We start from the raw sequence: 24,401 nt of genomic DNA on the forward strand, positions 1-24,401 counted from the left end.
AAAAATGGATTTTACAGAAAAATACTATCAAAGTGTATTGAGCTGTCTAGAAAAAATAGATTCTCAAAAAGAAACCATTAAGCAAGCCGCGAATTTGATGAGTGATGCTCAAAAAAATGGCCATACTCTTTATGCCATCGGGACAGGACATTCCCATATGATTGCGGAAGAAGTATATGCCCGGGCAGGTGGATTTGCTAAAATATATCCAATCATCGAAGTTGAAATGACACTCATTACCGATCCAATGAAGAGTACTTATATTGAAAGAGAGAGCAGTTATGCGAATGTGATTGAGAGTTTATATCCTGTGAAGGAAAATGATGTTCTGATTGCCGTTAGCAATTCCGGGAGAAATCCTTTCATTATTGAATATGTTCAGAGAATGCGATCCAAAGGAGTGAAAATCGTTGTCATCACGTCCATGACTCATACCAGCCAAGTTGATTCGAGGCACGAGAGTGGTTTAAAATTATTTGAGCTGGGAGATTTTGTTCTTGATAATACGGCGCCTTATAATGATGCTTCCATCGAAATCACGGAAGACAAGGTGATGGGACCCGTTTCGACGATCACTGGCACATTTATTATTCAAAATTTAGTAGGTGAAATGGTAACAAATCTAGTATCGGATGGCGTTGATGCGCCAGTCTTTAAAAGCAGTAACGCAGATCATGCAGATGAATATAATAAGCAGCTTTTCAACAAATACATTTATAAACGGTAAGATGTCGATATAGTAAAGCATCCGATAAGTCAGCAGCGAGTGACTTATTGGATGCTTTTTTCTGCCTATAATGCTGATACCTAGCAACTCGAGTTCCTCTCACTATTCATATTTATACTATTTCATTCACTGAACATTAATTTTGTCGCCACTAGATGAAATTAATAGCTAATATTGTCTAGTGAGGACTTGCTCGGGCTGTCACTGAATGAAATTAGTCATTATTCTCATCCAGTGGGAGCGGAGATACCTTATCACTGAATGTAATTATCAAAAAACGTCAAAATAATTTCAGAAAAAAACTTGTAACAATAGTCCCAGAAATTTACCTGTCATTTTCTTCCATATCAATGTGGCAATAAGAGTGATTTACGCTGTATATACACAACTTCAATTGATACCTATAATAAAAATATGAGATAGCGTACATCATTTAATTGAGAAAAGGTGGCGAGAACTAGTGAAGTACATTATTGATTCTGGAAATCGTGCTCATATTGAGCAAGTGTTGACGATGGGAATAAATGGTATAACAGCAAATCCGAGTATGTACAAAAATAATAATGAATCCTTTTATAAGTTCATTGAAGACTACTCAGAGAAAGAATTAACGTTTTTGAGTGGGGAAGTGATGGGAAATACTTTGGAAGAGTTACTAGATGAAGTTGATCGGCTCATCAGAATCAACAAAAATATTGTTATCAAAATAAATTTTTCAGAAGTTGGGTTAAAACTATGTTCACAACTTTCAGAACAAGGAATTAAGACTGCGTTGACACTGGTGTTTACTATCCCTCAAGCAATTGCAGCCATTCAAGCTGGAGCGGATTATTTGTTTCCATTTATTGGCAGAAATGAAGAGCACGGAAATGATGGATTATCATTTATTATTTCCTTACAGAATTTAATCAGACAAAAAGGATATTCAACGAAAGTGATTGCTGCCTCAATTAAAAATATATATCAACTTGAACAGATTGCAAAAGCTGGAATAGACTATGCAGCAGTTCCTTATGACTTATATATGAAATCGCTTTATCACCCGCTGACGGAGAGCGGAAAAATAGCATTCGAAGAAGATTGGAATGCTTTGATTAGCAAATAAAGATGACTTTATCCCTTGTAAAAAGGCGATAAGGGAGTGGAGAAGGAGGATAAGATGTTTAATTACTATCAACCAACAAAAATTCATTTTGGTCCTGGCAGATTACGGGAAATCGGGAAAATCACGAAAAAGCATGGGAATCGTTGCTTGCTCGTATCAACAGCGGACGAACCTTTAATCCCGCTCTATGAACGAGTAAAGGATTTATTATCAGCAGAAGAAATTAAGGTCTTTCATTTTGACCAAGTATCGCCGAACCCGACTACAGAGATTATTGAAGAGGGGCTTCGCTTTTTAAATGAAAATCCATGTGATTTTGTATTAGCAGTAGGAGGAGGCAGTTCGATCGATGTAGCTAAAGCTCTAGCCTTTGTTAATGGAAAGATAGAAATAGATTGGAAAGAAGTATTTTTCTATGATTCACCGTTTGAGGATTATCATACTTATAATGAAAAAATGCTGCCGATTATTTCGATTCCGACAACATCCGGAACAGGTTCACACGTAACGCAGGCTTCGGTTATTACAAGTGGAAAAGAGAAAGTATCATTCTATCATCCGGATTTGTTTTCAAAAGAATGCATTGTTGACAGTGAGCTGACACTCACTTTGCCGAACAGTATAACTGCTGCTACAGGATTTGATGCTTTCACCCACGCTTTCGAAAGTTATATTAACCCAAGAGCCTCTTATTATAGCGAGATGGATTCGATTACTGCAATGAAGTTAATTGTACAATATTTACCTAAAGTTTTAAAAGATCCTAAAAATTTAGACTTTCGGATAAAAATGTCAATGGCAGATACATTGGCAGGGCGAGCATTAGCAAATTCTGGGGCAGACGCACCTCATCCACTGTCAGAATTAATTGGAGGAATCGTGCCAATTCCACATGGCAATGCCTTATCAGTAGTATATCCATCCTTTATTAAATATGGCTATGACAAATATCAAAAGAAAATGGATAAGGTAGCTTCGATTTTTAATCCAGCTAGCCAAAATCTCTATAGAGAGCTAACAGAATTTTTATCCATCATCGGCCTAGATCGATCACTTCAAGAATATCATGTAGACAAAACTGATTTCAATGAGATGATTGCATCTCCAATGTTAGATCACCTTCCTTTTGGAAACCGTGACTTTCTTGAAAAAATATTGCATGAATCATATGAAAAGAAATAAATAAAATAAACAGAAGAGAATGGGGCAGAAAAAATGAAACATATAAAAATCGCAGCTGGACTAGCGCATGTAAACTACGGAAGAATTGCTGATGTAGTAAAAGAAGCAAGCGAAGCGGGTGTAGACTATATTCACTCGGACGCAGCAGATATGCATGATTTGCAAAATATGAAGTTAATGGGGGGGCATCAAATTATTGATGCCATTCGTCCTGAAACGGACAAACCAATTGAATGCCACATCTATACAATTAGCATGGATGAAATGTTTATTGAGCAAATTAAAGAAGCTGGAGCAAACATGCTGATTATTCCTGCAGAACATTTTATTGGAGCACAATTAGCGTACATCATCAACTGGTGTAGAGAAAGAGGACTCAAAGTAGGCTTGACGATTGGCTGTTATGCACCATTGAGTTTTGTGGAAGAATCGATTTATGATATTGATCGTCTTCATATTGTGACGCACGGTGTAGATGAAACGGACGGGAAGGACAATTGGGGATGGAGACGAAGTGTTCCGGATTTGATTAAACGAGCAAGAAAGATGATTGATGAAAAAAATCCAACTTGTGAGCTCGCAATTGATGGTGGATTACGTGCAGACAATATGGACAAATTAATTGAATGCAACCCGGATGTAGTCGTACTTTCGTCAGCAATTTTCAAAGATCCAGATGGCTATACTGCTGGTGTACAAAAGTGCCGTGAAGCAATCGATACTGCGGCTAAAAAATATAAACTACAATAAGCGAGGTGTCCAATCATAAAAAAAGAATTATGGCTTGACTACGGTTGGATAACTGTATCGTCAATATTAACCGCAATCGCTGTAAACTTTTTCTTCCGATTCACCGGGTTAGCGCCCGGCGGAATTACGGGATTATCAATTGTTTTTTCAACAATATTAGGCGTGCCCATCGATATCATGTCTGTCTCTATTTCATTACCGTTGCTTGCTTTGGGAATGATTATTCTTGGTAAAAACTTCGGCATCAAGACGTTGTATATTACGCTCATGACTCCTCTTTTTATGAGAATAATACCCGCACTTCATATTACTGCAGCACTAAATAAATGGCATCCAATTTTAGAATTAATTGTGGCAGCATTACTCGGAGGGGTGTTAGTTGGAAGCAGCATCGGTATTGCCTTAAATCGTTCATGCGCAACCGGTGGAACAGATTTAATTGCGCTGCTGCTGAAATACTTCCTAAGCTTTTTAAAACTCTCGCATATCTTGCTAGTATTGGATGGATTCGTAGTAGTCGCTTCTGGCGTTATCAATAACAATCTGTTGATTGCTGTATTCAGCTTTATTTCGTTGCTGATTATTATCAAAACAATCGCGTTCTTTACTCAGAATAAACTATTCGCACCAAAATTAGAACAAGCTTAACAAGAAAAGCTGATAAATTTGATTTTCCTCGAAAGAAATTTAGGAAAGTGGGAGGTTCAGGAGCTTTTTTATCGGTGAAGGTAACACTTTTGAGAAATCTGGGAGGTTCAGGAGCTTTTTACTGGCCCAAGCTTTTTCAGCTACCGGAAGCTTACACTTTTGAGAAATCACGACATGTCTTTCCATTAGTATCAACACGAAAGAAAAGCAGCAAAACTTACTGCTTTTCAAATGCGAGCATATGATCATTTTTGTGTTCATAATAAGGTGTCAAACTGTCTCTGAGCCGAGCAATATCATATTTTGATAAGAGCGGATTGATTTCAATGATCGGAATATCCGTATGAATTTCTAAATTAATGGTAGAAAGAATCAAATCAATATGCTGTAACTGATCCATATCGATAGTCGGATAATTTTGACTGTCTTTTATAAATAGTTCATTCGAAAATTGTGACTGGAGTTTTCTTAATAATAAATGGTTGGCTCCGCTCCCTTCGTGGCAGATTAGTAAAGTCGTCAGTGGCTGCTTCATTTTATCTAAGGCCACGGCGAGATGGAGTGTTAGTAGACCCATTTCTTCTTCACTTATTTTGCAATGGAACTTATTCTCGATCAAATACATAGATTCTTTTACAATGGAAAAAGTGTGTTGATACTTTAATTTTATTTCGTCAATGAGTTGGTTTTCGATCACGATTCCATGACGATATCGGGTGATAGCAGAACAGAAATGAGTGTATAGGGAGTTTGTTAGTTCTGCATCTTTGGATAAATGATAAGGCAACATTTTCTCCCATTCATTTATAAGAGAAATTGTAATTTCTTGAGCATCCACTCGATCATCAGTACGAATCTCGTTGGTATTCTTCAATGATAAGAAAAATACTTGTAGATAGCGAATTTCCATTTCAGAGTATTGGATAGGATAGAAACTTTCAATTGCTTTACAAATTTCATGGACTTCTTCGTAATAAGGTTGAAATTTTAACTCTTGCAAGAACGATTCAGATAAATGAATCAAATGGTTTTCTTTAATTCGCACGAAGGAAACAAAAAGGTGATGCAGAACTTGTACGAGCGAATCAAATAATAAGGTATGCAAATACTTGCTGTTTATGTTTTCAAGTACTTTTAAAAATTCGACAAATTCATCGTCATTTACGTCCAGGCCTAGAAAAGGGAAGGATCCGTCGCATGGGTAATTTGTATTTTTCACCATCTCATAAAAGACGTGATATCCGTTATCAATCTTCATTAATTCGATTAAACAATTGCGAAAATTCTTTTCGCTGCCAGAAATGGTAATCCCATTATTGTTTTTTCGTAATAGTTCAATTTTATATGATTCAAAGATAGCAGTGAGGGAGTGGATGTCTTTATGAACAGTGGCGCGGCTGACAAACAAATCATCGGCTAATTCATGAACGCGGCATGTTGATTCTAGTAAGAGTTTCATTCCGATATAAATCATTCGCGCTTTGGGTGAATAATCAATATTCTCTTTACTTTTTCTCGAAATGAATTGGTAGACGCTTAACTTGATTTCGTTACTGCCTTCAATATTCACTCCCACACCTGTTTTTTTGATAAGTTCTAGACCGTGTTCAGTGAGCCAAGCTTCAACCATTTTCAAATCATTTGCAATTGTCTTATAGGAAACATTAAGCTCATTTGATAATTCAGCAATCGTGACGTAGGTATTCTGTTTCAATAAAATTCTTATGATATGAAGTAATCGTTTGTTAATCATCTCGCTCCTCCTTCGCGATTTATTATAAACATGTAAGCGTTGTATGTCAAAAAAGGAAAGAGGAATTGCTTTGGAAGAAATAAAGAATAGAATTAAACATTACAAAGAAGAAATGATTGAGGATCTAGAGAAGCTGGTTTCTATCCCATCTATCAGAAACTCTTCCTCAAGTTCGAGAGACGCACCATTTGGTCAAGATATTCGAGAGGCTTTTGACGAATTCATAAAAATCGGTGAACGTTCTGGCTTAAAAGTACAAGAGTTTGATGGCTATGCATGCCACATAGAATATGGTGAACAGCGGGAATACGTTGGTGCTTTGGGACATTTGGATGTTGTGTCAGCAGGCGATCATGCATTATGGGACAGCGATCCATTCACTTTAACACAACGAAACGGTCTGCTGTTTGGTCGGGGTGTGAATGATGATAAAGGTCCCTTGTTAGCTGCTTTTTATGCACTGAAAATTATAAAAGATATGGAAATCCCTTTAGGATACAGCATTCGAATCATTGCAGGGGGAGCGGAAGAGACAACGTGGGAATGTATGGACCATTATTTTAAACACAATGAACAACCAATAATGGGATTTTCTCCTGATGGAAACTTTCCGATTGTGAATGGTGAAAAAGGGATTTTGCAGTTTCATGTCAATTTTTCGAATCAAAAAACGAAGAAGCATCATGTAATTTCAAAAGTTCATTGTACAGAAGAACGTAATTTTGTTTGTGATTTTGTCGAAATTCAAATGGATCATGTAGAAGAAGCAGTACTAAGGCCTTATTTATTGTCGGCAGATGAAGTGCAAATAAAAAATAATTCTGCACGAATAATCTATAGGGGAGAGCGATCCTTATCGAGGAATCCTCAAAGAGGGAAGAACGCGCTGTGGAAGTTAGCAAAAGATTTACAAGATTTTCCATTTTCACAAGTTGGGATGAATCAGTTACTTCATTATATAGATAAGTATTTTATAAACGATTTTTATGGAATAAAATTAGGAATCCACTTTGAAGATGAGGAAATGGGAAGCACTTCTATTTGCCCGATGTCGATTACCTTGGATGAAAGTCATTTTAACTTAAATGTTGATTATCGTTATCCAAAAGGAGTGGATAAGAACCAAGTCATCTCTCATTTAAAAAAACAAGCATCACAATACCAAGGAGAAGTCATACCTTTTAATGAAAAAAATCTCTTATTTGTTCAAGAAGACTCACCGCTGATCGTCGCATTAAAGAAAGCTTACCAGAGTGTAATAGGGGAAGAAGCTGAAGTACTAACAAAAGGAGGCGCATCATACGCGCGAACGCTGAAAAATGGCGTGGCATTCGGAGCGACTTTTGAAGGAGAAAATCCTAAACCTCATATGCCAAACGAACAAATGCCAGTGGAATCATTACTGAAAGCCTGTGAAATCTATGTACATGCCTTTATAGAGCTGGCTGGAAATTGATCACTGTTACAAATTGCCAAATCAATGTGGCAAAATAGATACTGATTGCGACGTGGATATAAAAAATAGATGCTTTTATAATAAAGAAAAGAAATGACTATTTTACAAAAAGGAAAGGTATAAATAGGTGATGAATATGAAAAAAATTCAAGCACAACTACAGACATTTGCTGGTTCTATGATGGTACCGATTATCTTACTCGTTCTCGTTGGTTTTTTTGTCGGAATTGGCAGCGCTTTTACGAATTATATTTTACCCGATGGATCATTGCTGCATAATTTATTCAGTATGGTGACCAATCTTGGCTTTTTATTCATGAATAATCTTCAATTATGGTTTGCAGTTGGTATTGCTTTTACGCTAGCGAAAAAAGAAAAAGGTTGGGCAGCGTTTGCCGGTTTGATCATGTTCTTCTGTTATATGAGAGGGATTGAAGGCTGGGCTGCCATGCAAGGATTCACACCAGAAACAGTAGCAGTAGAATCATTGCTTGCTAATGGATACACTGAACAACAAGCATTGAACTTCAATGCATTGTGGGGAACAAACATAGGAATGTTTGGGTATAACATGGGAATTTTCTCAGGAATTGTCTCAGGGATTTCAACCGCATTTATTCATAATCGTTTTGTTGATACGGAATTTCGAGATATATTTGGATTTTTCTCTGGAACAAAATTTGTAGTCATTATGGTAACTCTATTCTCTATCGTACTTTCCATTGCTACTTATTATGTATGGCCGCCAATTGGAACGATGCTTCAAAATTTAACGACCTTCATTACATCAAGCGGTTTATTCGGAACATTTGTATTCGGAACGGTTGATAAGGCGTTGCTTCCATTTGGGATTCACCACTTGATTGCCTTTCCGATTGAATATTCTTCGGTAGGCGGCACAATGACAATTGATGGTGTCGTTTATGAAGGAGTCAGAAATATTATCAATGGCCAGGCAGCAAGTGCAACTGCTACAGAATACATCACTCGAAACTTTACAAACGGTCGTTTATTGTTCCAACTAGCAGGGATTCCAGGTGCAGCTTTTGCTATGTGGAAAGTTGCTAAGCCAGAAAACAAGAAAAAACTAGCATCCATCTTTATTCCGGCAGTGTTTACTTTAGCTATGGTAGGAATTTCAGAACCGTTCGAATATACTTTCTTGTTCGTAGCGCCATTATTGTACTGGCTTGTATATGCACCGCTTTGTGGACTATGTTATGTTCTTGCGGAAGTATTCCAAATTTCGATTAATGGAACTGCATTATTCTTTATGATACCAAATATATTCCAACCACAAAAAGTGCATGCCATTCATGCATTATGGTTGTTGCCGCTGATATTCTTTGTATTCTACTTCGCATTTAAATTTACCATTGAAAAATTTGATCTGAAGACACCTGGTAGAGGCGAGTCCACAATCAAACTATTCAGTAAAAAAGAGTACCGTGAAAGAGATAGAGCCACTGAAGTTGCCATTGAAGGTAGCAATTACACATTGGAAGAAAAAGTGATTCAAGGTCTTGGTGGTGCAGAAAATATTGAAAGTGTAACGAATTGTGCGACAAGGTTGCGTGTAACAGTAGTGGACGATGCTTTGACTGTTAGCGATCAAGAGTTCCAGGAAGAAATGGAAGCAATGGGTGTTGTGCGAGGAAGTAATTCGATTCAACTAATTTACGGTGTGAGAGTACAGTCAATTACAACGAGAGTGAAAGACCTATTAGGAATTGACTAGGGGGAGAACAAATGGAGATTTTTTTAGATACAGCCAATGTTGATGAAATAAAGAAAATTAGTGAACTGGGGTTGGTTGATGGAATCACTACGAATCCAACGATCATCGCTAAAGAAGGAAAAGATTTCGAAACGGTTATTAAAGAGATTTGCAATCTCGTAGAAGGTCCCGTTAGTGCCGAAGTAATTCGTTTGGACTCAGAGGGGATGATCGAAGAAGCGAAGGAAATCTCCCAATGGGCCGATAATATTGTCGTAAAAATACCCATGACAGAAGAGGGACTAAAAGCAGTCCATCAATTAAAACAATTAGGAATAAAAACGAATGTGACATTAGTTTTTACTGTTGCACAAGGGTTACTTGCAGCAAAAGCAGGAGCAACTTACATTAGCCCATTCTTAGGAAGACTAGACGATATTGGGACGGAGAGTCTTTTATTAATTGAAAATTTACGGAAAGTACTGGCTAATTATGGAATGGATACCAAAATTATTGCAGCAAGTATTCGCAATACAAAGCATGTAGAAGAAGTGGCGATCGCAGGCGCAGACATCGCTACGATTCCAAGTGGCTTATTTTCCAAGTTATGGTCCCATCCACTTACTGATTCAGGAATTGAAGGCTTTCTGAGTGATTGGGAAGCTTTCCAAAACAGTGAAAAATAAAGGAGGATACATATGTTTGATCATATAGATAAGTTGGCTGTAAATACCATTCGAACATTGAGTATGGATGCAGTAGAAAAAGCAAATTCAGGACACCCGGGCTTGCCAATGGGGGCAGCTCCCATGGCTTATACACTATGGACAAAGTTTCTAAAGGTAAATCCTGCTAACAGCAAATGGACCAACAGAGATCGTTTTGTTTTATCAGCAGGACATGGCTCTGCAATGCTTTATAGTTTATTGCACCTTTCTGGTTTCCAAGTATCAATGGAAGACTTAAAGAACTTCCGTCAATATGGAAGCAATACCCCAGGACATCCGGAGGCTTATGAAACAGATGGAGTAGAAGCTACTACTGGACCCTTGGGGCAAGGGATTGCAAATGCCGTTGGAATGGCGATGTCGGAAGCTCATTTAGCTGCTAGCTATAACAAAGAGGATTTTCCTGTAGTAGATCACCACACTTATTTTTTATGTGGTGATGGAGACTTGATGGAGGGCGTTTCTCATGAGGCTGCCAGTCTTGCAGGACATTTGAAGCTTGGAAAATTAATCGGATTATATGATTCAAATGATATTTCATTAGATGGGCCAACTTCTAAAGCCTTTACGGAAAATGTAGGAGAAAGATTCGAGGCATACGGATGGCAGCATATTCTTGTGAAGGATGGCAATGATTTGACTGCTATTGCAGAAGCAATTGAAAAAGCAAAACAAGAAAAGGAGAGACCGACCCTCATTGAAGTAAAAACAGTAATCGGTTATGGTGCGCCGAACGCAGGTACTCATCAAGTCCATGGCGCGCCATTAGGAAAAGAGAAAATACTTTTTGCAAAATCAGCATATAACTGGGATTACATCGACTTCCATGTTCCCAAAGAAGTTGAAGAACGTTTTTATAAAACGATGCAAGAAAAAGGAGAAGCCGATGAAGAAGAATGGCGTCAACTTTTCAATAGATATTATAAAGCCTACCCGGAGCTAGCAGAGCAGTATGAAGAAGCGTATGCCGGTGTTTTGAAGGACAACTGGAACAAGAATTTACCGGCCTATGAAGAAGCTGATGCAGACAAAGCAACAAGGGTGAGCAGTAGTGAAGTTATACAAGAACTTGGAAAGGCTGTACCATCATTTTGGGGAGGCTCTGCAGATCTATCTTCTTCAAACAATACGATGAATCAATCTGCCTTAGATTTCAGTCCAGAAAATTATGCTGGACGTAATATTTGGTATGGCGTACGTGAATTTGCAATGGGGGCCATCATGAATGGAATCCTTCTTCATGGAGGAACAAAAACCTATGCAGGAACATTCTTTGTATTTAGTGATTATCTTCGCCCAGCCATTCGCTTAGCCGCACTGTCTAAACTGAATGCCATTTATGTGATGACCCATGACTCGGTAGCAGTAGGCGAGGACGGGCCAACCCATGAACCGGTGGAACATTTATCCAGTTACCGTAGTATGCCGAATTTGAATCTCATTCGTCCAGCTGATGGAAACGAAGTAGTAGCAGCATGGGAAGTTGCGCTCGAATCAGAAAGTACACCTACTTTATTGGTTCTGACTCGCCAAGGAGTTCCCGTTTTAGCAGGAACAAAAGAGTCCGCTCGAGAAGGTGTGAGGAGAGGAGCGTACGTCATCTCCCCTCAAGCAGGAAAACAGGCAGACGGTATTTTGATTGCAACTGGTTCGGAAGTGAGTCTGGCAATAGAAGTGCAGAAACGATTAAAAGAAAAAGAAATTGATCTTTCCGTAGTCTCTATGCCAAGTACCTATCTATTTGAAAAACAAGAAGAAGCTTATAAAGAAGCTGTTCTTCCTTCTAATGTTCGAAATCGTATGTCCATTGAAATGGGAGCGACTTTTGGATGGGAGAGATATGTTGGACTAGAAGGTCTTGCATATGGAATTGATCGATATGGTGCCAGTGGAGAAGGAAAAACAGTAATGACAGAATTTGGATTTACTGTTGAGAAGATTGCAGCTGCTTATGCGGCAAAATTCGCTGCGACGAGCAGAGCGTTTGTTTAAAGAGGATTTTTCTGTGAAACGAAAAAAGCTTTCTATTATGAAAGCTTTTTTTTCGTAGACTAGGGGATTATAAGTTCAGCCATCAATGTCTAGCTCCCAAGTCCTGACCTAGTGAAAAAAAGATAAATTTGCCCCATTGCGCGCTTCGCTGCTCGCTAACGCATATCATTCGACTAACCCGCTGAAGCGTGAAGTCTCCTGACAATTCAGGGTCAAATTTCCTATTTTTTCATAGGTCAAGGCGGACTTGTCCGCTTTTCTTATAGACTAGGGGATTATAAGTTCAGCCATCAATGTCTAGCTCCCAAGTCCTGACCTAGTGAAAAAAAGATAAATTTGGCCCATTGCGCGCTTCGCTGCTCATTCAGGGTCAAATTTCCTATTTTTTCATAGGCCAAGGCGGACTTGTCCGCTTTTCTTATAGCGAAGGTTGGAAAACGCAGAACCCAAAGAATTCCTTTGTACTATCTCAAATGACTAAAAAGATATTCCTTAAAAGTTTTTCTCCACGAAAAAGTTATTGTTCTTTTTGTGATTGATTTATGAAATGACGTTTTACATCCTTGTTAAACAGATGTAAAACGCTTAAAACATTCAAATATTAACTTATATGAATGTTTTGTGTTTCCTATTGTAGAACAAGTTCATATAAAGTACAATTTATTGCATAGAGGATTGGAAATATTCAAGCAGCTTTTCGAATAATGTAATCGTTTTATAAAAGTGCTTGAAATAATGAGTGTGAGAGGAAAGGATGAATTTTTATGAGTAATTCGGTTAACGCTCAAGTGAAAGCGAAATCAAAACCGAGGAAAAAAACAGACAATGAATGGATGACAGGTTTGTTATTCGTGCTCCCGGGATTGTTAGGATTTATCATTTTTGTTTTAATTCCGTTTATCATGTCATTTTTCTTAAGTTTTACAAATTGGAATTTCTTGCAAGGAGTCGGCGCAATAGAATTTAACGGTATTACAAACTACATAAAGTTGTTTAATGACGAGTGGTTTATTAACTCATTTTGGAACAACATTATCTTTACCGTAGTGTCCGTGCCTACTTTGTTAGCAATTGGATTGATCATGGCAGTAATAATCGACCGTTATATTAAATTCGGCGGGCTTATCAAAGTGCTGGTGTTTATACCTTATATTGCAAGCGTGGTAGCTGTAGCAACCGTATGGATGATGCTCTTTGAGCCATCGCAAGGACCAATCAATCAGTTCTTATTAAGCATTGGAATTGAAAATGTACCTGGTTGGTTGACGAGCTTTGAGTGGTCATTACCATCCATCATGATTGTATACATTTGGCAGCAACTGGGTTACTTCATTATTGTCTTTACTTCGGGATTAAAAAGCATACCGGAAGAAGTTTATGAAGCGGCGGATATGGATGGTGCGGGACCAATAAGAAAATTCTTTACCGTAACGGTTCCAATGATCTCGCCTACAACATTCTTTTTAGGAACAATGGGAATTATCGGAACTTTTAAAGTATTTGATCAAGTCAGTGTTATGACACAAGGTGGCCCAGGAAGTTCGAGTTCGGTAATGGCTTACTACATTTATCGTGCCGCGTTCCAGAATTTTGAAACAGGCTATTCAAATACATTGGCTTGGGCATTGTTCGGGGTGATCTTCCTTATCACGATCGTTGGTCAGAGAGCTCAGAAAAAATATGCAAGTTTAGATTAATAGGGAGGAGTGAAAGTCACAATGGCAGCAATTACAGCGAAACAATCACCGAAACGAAAAATAAAGATCTCGACCATCTTGTTAACCATTCTGTTCGTCATAATTGGTTTATCGATGTTGATTCCATTGATCTGGATGATCAGTGCTTCGATGAAGCCAGAAGCAGATGTTTTCAACTTTCCGATTGAGTGGATCCCACGAAGATGGAGTGCCGTTGAAAACTATCGAACAGTATGGGGCGGAGAATATAACTTTGGGAAATATTATTGGAACTCAATCAAAGTAGCGGTAGGAGCAACCTTCCTACAAGTATTCTTTTCGGCATTAGGGGCTTATGGATTCAGTAAAGTAAGCTGGAAAGGAAGAGATACACTGTTTACCTTATATCTGGCGACGATGATGATACCAGAGCAAGTAACGATTGTATCACGTTTCTTGATAACAAGAGGGATTGGTCTATACAATACACATTTGGGATTAATCCTTATGCTTTCCTTTAGTGTGTATGGTGTATTCCTATTAAGACAAACCATGATGGCAATTCCTGAATCGTTATCCGAATCTGCCCGCATGGACGGAGCAAATCATTGGCAAATATTCAGTCGCATCATTTTACCGATTACTCAGCCAACCATCGCAACATTGGCAATTTTGAAATTTACTTGGACTTGGAATGATTACCAACATCCTTTGGTATTTATAACAAATCCTAAATTATACACGGTGCAGCAAGGGATGCAGATGTTTGCATCACAGTCGGGCGTTTACTATTCATTGACCATGGCAGCAGCTGTTTCTTCGATATTACCGCTGTTATTAATTTTTATCATTGGTCAAAAGTATATTATTGGTGGCATTAGCGCAGGGGCAGTAAAAGGATAAAAAATAAAAAAGCATTTTAGGAGGAAAGTATGATGAAGGAATGGAACTACAAAAAAATTGGCAAATTTGGATTAGGTTTGACGACAGCTTTGTTACTGGCAGCATGTGGAGGGAACGGTGATTCTGGGAACGCAGGCTCTGGTACAGATGAGGGAAGTACAGAAGCATCTGGTAATAAAGTAACTTTCGTCAGTTGGTTAACGGAACAAAAAGATCTCGACCAAGCGGTATTGGATGCTTATTTGGAAGAAAACCCTGAAGCAGATATTGAATTTGTTTACGTAGGGGATAATCAAACAGCAAACTACTATCAACAGGTAGACTTGATGTTAATGGGCGGAGACGAGATTGACATCGTCATGACCGGTTCCTATCCTGACCACGCTCAAAGAGCAGCTTCCGGAAGTTATCTGGCACTCCAAGAATACTTTGACAATGAAGGCGTTGATCCAAAAGAAGAATACATTGATAGTTTAATTGCTCCAGTAAATGATACGCTTTACGGTATCCCAGGTGATGCAAAATCTTGGATCGTCTATATGAATAAAGAAAAATTAGATGAAGCTGGCTTAGAAGTTCCACCAGTAGACTGGACATGGGAAGATTATGCAGAATACGCAGAGGCTTTGACAGAAGATGGAACATACGGTTCTTATTTCCATACGTGGGATCATTACAATTACTTGAATATTTGGTCATTACGTCTTGGGAATGCCATCATGAACGAGGACGGAACATTGGCGTTTGATGCTCCAAAATTCAAGGAATTCTTGGAGTTCAGAAAGAAAATGGAAGAAGATGGCGTTCAAATGCCATACCAAACAATCAAAGCAACCAATGCATCATATCGTGATCGCTTCTTTAATGGTGAAATTGCTATGCTGCCACTAGGTACATTCTTGATTCCGGAATTGGAAGATACCTCTTCATTCCCACATGATTTTGAGACAACTTTTGCGATGATGCCGCGCGACGTGGACGCTCCAGAAGGTAGAACTTACACAGAAGCATTGTATTATGCGATTGCATCAAGCTCTGATGCACCACAAGAAGCATATGATTTCTTACGCTTCTACACAACAGAAGGGGCGAAGATTAAAGGGGTAAATCTACCGACTAAAGCAGATGAAGATAAGATGGAATACGTAAATCTAATGGTAGAAGATGATACACTTGTCGATATGGAAGCGTTAGAAACAGTATTAAATAACCCACAATGGGAAGATAATCCAAACACGACTGCTCCTGCATACCAACGTCAATTGACAGATATGATGGTTGAAGAAGTAGAGAAATACTTCCTAGGAAATGATGATGTAGACACTGTTATTCAAAATATGATGACTCGTGGACAACAAATCATTGATGAAAATCAATAATCGTAAAAACTAATGCAATAAAAAGGGATTGGGAGAACTTCCCATCCCTTTTTATTAGTGAAGAAGGAGGTAAGCATGAACGTTTACTTAGTAATAGACATTGGAACAAGCAGTATGAGAGGAATCCTTTATAAGCAAACGGGAGAAAAATTATTTCATGTACAACTATCAAACAAGCCTTCCTTTTTGCCTGGTCGCGTAGAACAAGCTGTTGCGGATTGGGAAGATTGTCTAAATGAAATTATGACTCAAATGAGTCGTTTTATAAAAAATAACCAAGCTACTTTACAAGCTATTTTCCTTACTGCTCAACGCTCTTCTTTAATTTGCCTGGATAGTGATGGAGAACCATTGATGCCAGCCATCATGTGGCAAGACAAAAGAAGTAACGAAATTACAAGTGAATTAGCTGCCTATAATCAGATGATTATTGAAAAAACAGGTGCGCCCCTCAATCCAGTTTACTTGGCGCCTAAAATTAGCTGGGTAAAGAGATACCTTCCGGAAATTGCCGCAAAAACCACTACCTATCTATCGATTGCAGATTATATAGGATATCAAATCACAGGCGAATACCTGACAGATTATACCTATGCAAGTCGGACATCTTTATACAATATTCATGAAGAAAAGTGGGATGAAGAGTTACTGGCTTTATTTAATGTAGAAAAAGAAGAGCTGTGCAATATAATTCCACCAGCTAAAAGCGGGAGAAAAACAAGAAGAGAATTTCTTGGGAAGTTTGGGATAGAAAATGACGTAGCATTTGTTTCTGCTGGCGGAGATCAACAATGCAGCGCAGTTGGAATGGGCGTATTGAATGAAGGAGACGTAGCCGTGTCATTAGGAACAGGCGGCTACATTTTAAGCCCTGTAAAAAAAATTAAAGCTGATTCAGCTGTCATTCTCAATACTTATCCGATCGAATCACACTATATTCTAGAATCCATTTTACCCACTTGCTCCTCTGCGGTTGACTGGATGAGAAGCAACTTTTTTGAAAATCTAGAAACGGAAGAGTTTTATTCTTCTATTAAAAAGGTCCTCCATTCAAATTTGAAAACAGAGGTAATCCATCTTCCTCACTTTCAAGGAAGAGGAACGCCGGATTGGAATAATGAGGCTCGAGCAGCATTTCTTCAGATTGATTTTTCTGTAACCAAAGAACAATTACTACTATCACTGTTGGAATCAATTGCGATTGAATTGAAGAATAATATTACACAAATTGAATCTTACACAAAAAAATCAATAAAAAAAGTAGTGGTTGCGGGAGGGCTGACCAATAATCCAGCAATGAATCAATTAATCAGTGATGTGCTAGAGATAGAGATTCATAAAGGAATGGATGCAGAATCAACGGCTTTAGGAGCTTTTTTGGTAGGAATGAAAGCTCTTGATCCAACAATTAATCAAGAAGAGCTCTTAAAAAACAATCCTTCAACTGAAAGGGAAGTCCTCTATTTCCCCAATCAATCAAAAAAAACTTATTACGAAGAAAAAAAGGAAAAATGGAACGATTTTTACAATAAAATAAACCTTTAATAATCATAAAAAACATTATAAGATTGTTCTTTGTCTAGTGTTGATTAGTTTTGATGTTTTGATGTATATTTAATACATGTTATGAATCTTATATGAGAATTTCGGAGGGAAAATGATGATTCCAAATTTACAAGTAGCTTTAGATAATAATCTGTTGAGTGACGCACTACGTTCCGCTTCCGTTTTAGGAAACGAAGTAGACATTATTGAAGCAGGAACGATTCTTTGTTTGCAAGAAGGAATGGAAGCGGTTCGCTGCTTAAGGGCTTTATTTCCAGAAAAGACGATTATCGCTGATACAAAATGTGCAGATGCAGGATCAACCGTTGCAAAAAACTGTGCAGAAGCTGGTGCAGATTGGATGACTGTTATCTGTTCAGCAACGATTCCAACAATGAAAGCTGCTAAGGACAACATAGAAGAAGTACAAGTAGAGTTGTATGGTGACTGGACCTATGAGCAGGCACAGCAATGGTTGGATGCTGGAATCTCTCAAGCAATCTATCACCAAAGCCGTGATGCACTTCTTTCAGGAGAAACTTGGGGAGAGAAAGACCTCAATAAAATTAAAAAACTAGTAGAGATGGGCTTCCGTGTTTCAGTTACAGGCGGCCTAGACAAAGATACATTGGAATTATTTAAAGGAATCGATGTTTATACCTTTATCGCTGGTAGAAGTATTCGTGAAGCTGCAGACCCAGTGAAAGCAGCACGCGAATTCAAAGACGAAATCAAAAGAATTTGGAAGTAGGGGGAAAGAAAATGGCAAATCACGTAAATGAATGTAATAGAGAAAAATGGATTTTATCAACGTTTCCAGAATGGGGAACATGGTTAAACGAAGAAATTGAAGCGGAAGAAGTTCCAGAAGGAAACTTCAGCATGTGGTGGTTAGGTTGTACAGGAATCTGGCTGAAGTCTCATGAAGGAACAAACATTGTCTGTGACCTTTGGAATGGTACGGGGAAACGCACCCATGGCAATGGAAAGATGAAAGACGGACATCAAATGCAACGGATGAGCGGCGTTCAAAATCTCCAACCAAACTTGCGCGCACAACCATTTGTAATTGATCCTTACGAAATCAAAAATGTGGATGCACTAATCGTAACGCACATTCACTCTGATCATTTGGACATTAACACAGCAGCAGCTGTTTTCCAAAATGCGCCGGAAACAACCAAATTCATTGGACCACAAAAAGTTGTTGATACATGGGTAGGTTGGGGCATTCCAGAAGATCGCTGTGTAGTAGTAAGACCAGGCGACTCGGTGCAAGTAAAAGATATTGAAGTAGTAGCATTAGAAGCATTTGATAGAACTGCATTGATTACTGCCAACAGTGATGATGAAGTCTTCTCAGGAAAACTACCGCAGGATATGAACGAAATTGCTGTGAACTATTTATTCAAGACTTCAGGTGGAAGCTTATACCATGCAGGTGATTCTCATTATTCAAACTACTTTGCAAAACATGGGAATGACCATGATGTAGACGTAGTAATTGGTGCATTCGGAGAAAATCCTCGTGGAATCACTGATAAAGTTACTTCTGTAGATATGTTACGAATGGCAGAATCCTTACGTGCAAACGTTGTGATTCCAGTTCACTATGACATCTGGACAAACTTCCAAGCAGATCCGAAAGAAATAACTGAAATTTGGAAGATGAAGAAAGATAGACTGAAGTACCAATTCAAACCATACATTTGGCAAGTAGGTGGCAAGTTTACCTATCCGCTAAATAAAGATGACATGGAATTCAATTACTACCGTGGATTCGAAGATGCCTTTGCAGTGGATAACGACCTTCCATTTGATTCGTTCTTATAAGCACAAAATTCTAAGAGAGTGGGAAAAAAGGTGTTTAGCCCCGAATCACTGGAGCGAATAAGCGCAGGATGGTTGCAAACCATCTGAGCATTATTCGTGAAGTGGACGTCGGGGCTGCCTTTTTGAGCACGTTTACGCTGCATCATCCGGTTATAGTCAAGGGGCTGGAGTTTCTTCCCAATCTCTTATTAATCTAAACAGTTAGAAAGGAAAGAAAATAATGAGCAATTATCAAGACTTAAAAGAAAAAGTACTAGCAGCCAATCTGCAATTACCAGAATATGGCTTAGTGAAGTTCACTTGGGGAAATGTTTCTGAATACGATCGTGAGCGAGGCGTTGTGGCCATTAAACCATCGGGTGTGGAATATGCTGATATGAAGGCGGAAGACATTGTGATCGTTGACATAGATGGGAACAAAGTGGAAGGCGATTTGAAACCATCGTCAGACCTCGATACGCATTTAGAACTGTATCGACATTTCGAAGATGTCAATGGTGTGGTCCATACTCATTCGAAATGGGCAACCATTTGGGCACAATCCGGCGAAAGCATTCCCGCTTTAGGCACAACGCATGGTGATTATTTCTATGGTGATGTTCCTTGCAGCCGAAAGATGAAGAAAGAAGAGATTCAAGCTGAATACGAATTGGAGACTGGAAAAGTAATCGTTGAAACCTTTAAAGAAAAAGAAATAAAACCCAATGAAGTTCCCGGAGTTCTCGTTTATTCACATGGCCCATTCGCATGGGGGAAAGATAGTCTGGAAGCAGTCCACAATATAACCGTTATTGAGGAAGTGGCGCATATGGCTTGGGCGAATCGAATGATGAATCCTTCTATTTTAGCCATGCAACAAGAATTATTGGATAAACACTATTTACGTAAACATGGAGTAGATGCCTATTACGGCCAGAATTAAAAAAAGGATGATTAAGATGAATTATTCGCTAGGATTATATGAAAAAGCAATGCCGAACACACTGCCGTGGGAAGAAAAACTTACAATTGCTAAAAAATCAGGCTTTGATTATCTTGAAATGAGCGTGGATGAGACAGATGAAAAACTGGCTCGTCTAGAATGGTCGAAAGAAGAGCGTGAAAGTTTGCTGGATCTTATGCATAAACACGATTTTTATATTCGCAGCATGTGCCTGAGTGGTCATCGTAAATATCCACTAGGAAGTCCCGATGAAAAAATCCGCCAACAGAGTCTAGACATCATGGAAAAGGCCATTCAATTAGCGGATGATTTGGGAATCCGAATCATTCAGTTAGCAGGCTATGATGTGTATTATGAAGAAGGAAATGCGGAAACTGAACATTATTTTAAAGAAAATTTGAAAAAAGCAGTGGAAATGGCTTCGGAAAAAGGGATTATCCTTGGTTTTGAAACAATGGAGACAAATTTCATGAATACCGTTAGCAAATCAATGAAATATGTCAAACAAATCCGTTCTCCTTACTTGCAAGTCTATCCTGATTTAGGAAATTTGACGAATGCCGCTTTGGCAAGTGACCGAAGTGTCTATGCGGACATCGATCAGGGGCAGGGGCATATCGTAGCCGCTCACTTAAAAGAAACCGTACCGAATGTTTTCCGTGAAGTACCCTTTGGAACAGGTCATGTTGATTTTAGCAAAGGCATTGAGAAACTTTTTGAACACGGAGTCAACCGCTTTGTGGCGGAATTTTGGTACACAGGTAATCCAGAGTGGGAGAAGGACCTCGTTCAAGCAAACGAATTCATCCGGAGTCACATTGAAAAAGGAGCATAAATGAATGGTAAATTTAACAGAGAAACCCTATAATTTAACCGAAAAAGAGGTACAATGGGTAAAGGAAACCATTGAGAAAATGTCGATTAAAGAAAAAATTGGACAACTTTTTTTCCATTTCTTTGATAATATAGAAGATGAGTATGTAAGTTCTGTTATTGAAAATTATTCAATCGGTGGAATCCGTTATAATAACGAGACAGCTCAGAAGTTACAAAAATTCATCAACCATGCACAAAGTTCTTCAAAAGTACCATTATTTATTGCCGCAAATTGCGATGCCGGCGGTAATGGTGCTATGAAAGATGGTACCTATATTGCTTCTGGAGCACAAGTAGAAGCTTCTGGAAGTGAAGAGCTGGCGTATCAAGTCGGCTTAGTGAGTGGAAGAGAAGCAAAAGCCATCGGAGTGAACTGGAATTTTGGACCAAATGCGGATATTTTATTTAACTGGCGTAATACCATTGTAAATACCAGAGCCCATGGATCAAATCCAGAGAATGTTATCAAGTACGATCGTGCCTTCATTAAAGGGTTAAATGAAAGCGATGTATTGGCATGCTTGAAGCATTTTCCGGGAGACGGTGTAGAAGAACGTGACCAACATCTTCTTTTAGGAGTTAACGATCAATCGATAGAAGATTGGGAAGAAACATTTGGGAAAGTATACCAGACAGCAATCGATGAAGGACTTCCAACCATTATGGCAGGGCAAATCGCTTTACCGAATTATCAAAAACAATTAGTTCCGGGGATGACAGACCAAGAAGTGTTACCGGCAACATTGGCACCGGAATTGATTACCGACCTACTTAAAGGTAAAATGAATTTTAACGGTTTAGTTGTAACCGATGCATCGCATATGATCGGTATGGCATCATCCATGAAGCGTCGCGACTATGTGCCAAGAGCGATTGCCGCTGGCTGTGATATGTTCTTGTTCTTTAATGATTTAGAAGAAGATTTTGAATTTATGTTAAATGGATACAAAGAAGGCGTAATTACAGAAGAGCGTCTACAAGATGCACTGGAACGGATTTTAGGACTAAAAGCAGCTTTAAACTTACATACAAAACAAGAAGAAGGCAGTTTGTTTGCTAAGGAAGAAGAACTTTCCATAGTAGGCTGTCAAGAGCACTTGAACATGCAAGAACAAGCAGCAGAAAATTCAATTACATTAGTGAAGAATACCAAAAATGAACTTCCGATTACACCAGAAACACACAAGCGAATCAAGTTATATACCTTGTATGGTGAAGAAGGGGGCGCATTTGGATTCACAAAAGAATCACAAAAAGTCATTATTGAAGAGTTGGAAAAAGCTGGTTTTGAAGTTCACCTTCATACCAACATTGAAAGACCAAAAGGAAAAACAGTTGAATATGCAGAGAACTATGATGCAGCCTTTGTCTTTGCAGATGTGCAAGGGTATGCAACAGAGAACAACGTGCGTATTCGATGGGGAGCTTCCACTTCAAATGAAATACCTTGGTATGTCCATGAGGTTCCAACGGTATTCGTTTCACTAAACTTTACGACACATTTAACCGATGTACCAATGGTAAAGACCTATATCAATGCCTACAAGAACAGCCGTGCTGCCATTCGACTCACGATTGAGAAAATAATGGGGCTTTCCGAATTCAAAGGAAACTACAATGAAAATGTGTTTTGTGAAATGTGGCAATCTCGCTTATAAAAATGACAATTGGCTAGTTGTGAAATTAGAGAGGGACATTTCAAGAAATACTTGAAAATGAGGGATAGGATGAAATCTAGTCAGGGAGAAATCTATAAAAGAAGAGAAAAAATTCTTGCCATACTGAAAAGCTCGAATGAGATTTTAGTCAAAGATTTAGCAGAAGAATTAACCGTATCTGAAATTACGATTCGACGAGATCTGCAAAAATTTGATGAAGAAGGAATCATCGAAAAATTCTATGGCGGTGCACGATTGAATAATCAACTTCGGATGGAAGAAAGAGAATCAGCCAAAGAAGAGGGATCAGTCGTAGATAATTTACCAATTAAAAAAGCACTGGCAGCGCGAGGGGCTGAATTTGTAGAAGATGGAGACATTGTCTTTCTGAATTCCGGTTCCACTGCCTTCCATCTTTTTGACTTTATTAATCACAAACCGATTACCATTATTACCAATAATGGCCATGTTCTGGATGCCGGAACAAAGTCAAGAGCAGAAGTTGTGCTTTCTGGCGGTGAAGTATACGGTCCGAAAAAGTCCTTGGTTGGAGATTTTGCTATCTATACCTTCTCTAAAATTGCAGCAAATATTTGTATTTTAAGCGTAGGCGGGATTAACGAAAATAACATATCCACTTTTGCGCTAGCTGAAACGGCTGTCAACCGAACGATTCTGGAACGGACAAACGGCCCAAGAATTGTCTTGGCAGAAGGCCATAAAGTTGGAAAAGAGAACAACTTTGTTACCTCTGATATCGCACTTGTCACTCATTTGATTACCGACCGTACCGCCAATGAGGAAGTTTTACAGCTGATTAGGCAGAAAGGGGTCGAGGTAATTGTTATTGATGACTAAAGGAAGAGGAGGCGAGGCAGATTGAACGGAAAACAATACACACCTCATCGTTCTTCCATCATTCCAATATCTGCAAAAGTTACAGTCATTGGGATTATTATCTTGGCAATCCTGATTGACTTTTTACCAACAGTTAGTTATTTTGGCTGGGTTCCAGCCATGCTGTTTATGTATTTTGAAAAGAAGAGTTTATATATCCGGTATCATGCTACACAGATCCTTGCTGTTGAAATAATAAAAGTGATTCTTTCGTTTGCACTTTTGATTCTTTCCATATTTTTTAATTTACCTTATTACACAGGAGAATTTGGAACGGATACTTTCAGCATTTTAGCGGGCGGTTACATTGATATTGCGATCATGGTTCTGTCTATCATTCTTCTTGTATCTCAAGCATGGTTTGCGATGAAATATCAAGAATATAACGTAAGATTCGTTCGAGAAAAAATCTACAAAGCGATGAAGAAAGATCCTAAATACGACCAATTACTTCGAAATACACCTTTTAAAAAGTAAATGTAGAAGAAATAAAGATGACAAAACTTAACTATAGAAGCAGAGAGTGGGAAAAAGGCGTTTAGCCCCGAATCACTGGAGCGAATAAGCGCAAGATGGCTGTAGACCATCTGAGCATGATTCGTGAAGTGGAAGTCGGGGCTGCCTTTTTGAGCA

General features: G+C 38.6%; 21 protein-coding genes. 20 read left to right on the plus strand and 1 reads right to left on the minus strand.

Annotated features, from left to right (window positions below):
* Positions 1–4 precede the first annotated feature (4 nt).
* The 5 genes from EJN90_RS09350 to EJN90_RS09370 all read left to right on the plus strand — a co-directional run bounded on the left by EJN90_RS09350 (position 5) and on the right by EJN90_RS09370 (position 4,412).
* The gene (locus EJN90_RS09350; RefSeq protein WP_126110607.1) at positions 5–727 is read left to right on the plus strand and encodes a sugar isomerase domain-containing protein; all 723 of its coding nucleotides are present in this window, start codon (positions 5–7) and stop codon (positions 725–727) included.
* Positions 728–1,187: 460 nt separating this feature from the next.
* Positions 1,188–1,832 carry a transaldolase family protein gene (locus EJN90_RS09355; RefSeq protein WP_126110609.1) on the plus strand — a complete coding sequence of 215 codons (645 nt, stop codon included), beginning with the start codon at positions 1,188–1,190 and terminating at the stop codon, positions 1,830–1,832.
* A gap of 54 nt (positions 1,833–1,886) precedes the next feature.
* Positions 1,887–3,014 (plus strand): iron-containing alcohol dehydrogenase, encoded by a 1,128-nt coding sequence (locus EJN90_RS09360; RefSeq protein ID WP_126110611.1) that lies wholly within the window; start codon positions 1,887–1,889, stop codon positions 3,012–3,014.
* Positions 3,015–3,047: 33 nt separating this feature from the next.
* The gene (locus EJN90_RS09365) at positions 3,048–3,764 is read left to right on the plus strand and encodes a ribulose-phosphate 3-epimerase (RefSeq protein ID WP_126110613.1); all 717 of its coding nucleotides are present in this window, start codon (positions 3,048–3,050) and stop codon (positions 3,762–3,764) included.
* A gap of 75 nt (positions 3,765–3,839) precedes the next feature.
* Complete coding sequence (locus EJN90_RS09370; protein WP_265415850.1) at positions 3,840–4,412, plus strand: YitT family protein; 573 nt, start codon at positions 3,840–3,842, stop codon at positions 4,410–4,412.
* 217 nt (positions 4,413–4,629) lie between these two features.
* On the opposite strand, the gene EJN90_RS09375 is transcribed toward EJN90_RS09370, so the two are convergent.
* The gene (locus EJN90_RS09375) at positions 4,630–6,165 is read right to left on the minus strand and encodes a BglG family transcription antiterminator (protein WP_126110617.1); all 1,536 of its coding nucleotides are present in this window, start codon (positions 6,163–6,165) and stop codon (positions 4,630–4,632) included.
* A gap of 70 nt (positions 6,166–6,235) precedes the next feature.
* Between EJN90_RS09375 and EJN90_RS09380 the strand changes: the two genes are divergently transcribed.
* The 15 genes from EJN90_RS09380 (at position 6,236) to EJN90_RS09455 (ending at position 24,245) form a co-directional block, all read left to right on the plus strand.
* Complete coding sequence (locus EJN90_RS09380; RefSeq protein ID WP_126110619.1) at positions 6,236–7,621, plus strand: Sapep family Mn(2+)-dependent dipeptidase; 1,386 nt, start codon at positions 6,236–6,238, stop codon at positions 7,619–7,621.
* A 136-nt stretch (positions 7,622–7,757) separates the two neighbouring features.
* Positions 7,758–9,359, plus strand: coding sequence for a PTS transporter subunit EIIC (locus EJN90_RS09385; RefSeq protein ID WP_126110621.1), 1,602 nt, complete (start codon positions 7,758–7,760; stop codon positions 9,357–9,359).
* Positions 9,360–9,370: 11 nt separating this feature from the next.
* Positions 9,371–10,024 carry a fructose-6-phosphate aldolase gene (gene fsa / locus EJN90_RS09390; RefSeq protein ID WP_126110623.1) on the plus strand — a complete coding sequence of 218 codons (654 nt, stop codon included), beginning with the start codon at positions 9,371–9,373 and terminating at the stop codon, positions 10,022–10,024.
* Between the two features lie 12 nt (positions 10,025–10,036).
* Complete coding sequence (tkt, locus tag EJN90_RS09395) at positions 10,037–12,058, plus strand: transketolase (RefSeq protein WP_126110625.1); 2,022 nt, start codon at positions 10,037–10,039, stop codon at positions 12,056–12,058.
* Positions 12,059–12,822: 764 nt separating this feature from the next.
* The gene (locus EJN90_RS09405; protein WP_126110629.1) at positions 12,823–13,755 is read left to right on the plus strand and encodes a carbohydrate ABC transporter permease; all 933 of its coding nucleotides are present in this window, start codon (positions 12,823–12,825) and stop codon (positions 13,753–13,755) included.
* A gap of 21 nt (positions 13,756–13,776) precedes the next feature.
* Positions 13,777–14,637 carry a carbohydrate ABC transporter permease gene (locus tag EJN90_RS09410; RefSeq protein ID WP_126110631.1) on the plus strand — a complete coding sequence of 287 codons (861 nt, stop codon included), beginning with the start codon at positions 13,777–13,779 and terminating at the stop codon, positions 14,635–14,637.
* A gap of 29 nt (positions 14,638–14,666) precedes the next feature.
* The gene (locus tag EJN90_RS09415) at positions 14,667–16,016 is read left to right on the plus strand and encodes an ABC transporter substrate-binding protein (protein ID WP_126110633.1); all 1,350 of its coding nucleotides are present in this window, start codon (positions 14,667–14,669) and stop codon (positions 16,014–16,016) included.
* Positions 16,017–16,091: 75 nt separating this feature from the next.
* Positions 16,092–17,561 carry an FGGY-family carbohydrate kinase gene (locus tag EJN90_RS09420; protein WP_126110635.1) on the plus strand — a complete coding sequence of 490 codons (1,470 nt, stop codon included), beginning with the start codon at positions 16,092–16,094 and terminating at the stop codon, positions 17,559–17,561.
* Between the two features lie 112 nt (positions 17,562–17,673).
* Positions 17,674–18,312 carry a 3-keto-L-gulonate-6-phosphate decarboxylase UlaD gene (locus tag EJN90_RS09425; protein WP_126110637.1) on the plus strand — a complete coding sequence of 213 codons (639 nt, stop codon included), beginning with the start codon at positions 17,674–17,676 and terminating at the stop codon, positions 18,310–18,312.
* Positions 18,313–18,323: 11 nt separating this feature from the next.
* Positions 18,324–19,394 (plus strand): L-ascorbate 6-phosphate lactonase, encoded by a 1,071-nt coding sequence (gene ulaG, locus EJN90_RS09430; RefSeq protein WP_126110639.1) that lies wholly within the window; start codon positions 18,324–18,326, stop codon positions 19,392–19,394.
* Between the two features lie 220 nt (positions 19,395–19,614).
* Complete coding sequence (locus tag EJN90_RS09435; protein ID WP_126110641.1) at positions 19,615–20,316, plus strand: L-ribulose-5-phosphate 4-epimerase; 702 nt, start codon at positions 19,615–19,617, stop codon at positions 20,314–20,316.
* Between the two features lie 16 nt (positions 20,317–20,332).
* Positions 20,333–21,172 (plus strand): L-ribulose-5-phosphate 3-epimerase, encoded by an 840-nt coding sequence (locus EJN90_RS09440; protein WP_227872491.1) that lies wholly within the window; start codon positions 20,333–20,335, stop codon positions 21,170–21,172.
* Positions 21,173–21,176: 4 nt separating this feature from the next.
* Positions 21,177–22,871, plus strand: coding sequence for a glycoside hydrolase family 3 protein (locus EJN90_RS09445; RefSeq protein WP_126110645.1), 1,695 nt, complete (start codon positions 21,177–21,179; stop codon positions 22,869–22,871).
* Between the two features lie 69 nt (positions 22,872–22,940).
* Positions 22,941–23,729, plus strand: a complete 789-nt coding sequence (locus EJN90_RS09450) for a DeoR/GlpR family DNA-binding transcription regulator (protein ID WP_126110647.1) — start codon at positions 22,941–22,943, stop codon at positions 23,727–23,729.
* A 21-nt stretch (positions 23,730–23,750) separates the two neighbouring features.
* A complete protein-coding gene (locus tag EJN90_RS09455) occupies positions 23,751–24,245 on the plus strand; it encodes a hypothetical protein (RefSeq protein ID WP_126110649.1) in 495 nt (164 codons plus the stop codon).
* Positions 24,246–24,401 lie beyond the last annotated feature (156 nt).

Origin of the sequence: Jeotgalibaca ciconiae (genome assembly GCF_003955755.1) — a bacterium.
In the GTDB taxonomy this organism is placed as follows: Bacteria; Bacillota; Bacilli; order Lactobacillales; family Aerococcaceae; genus Jeotgalibaca; species Jeotgalibaca ciconiae.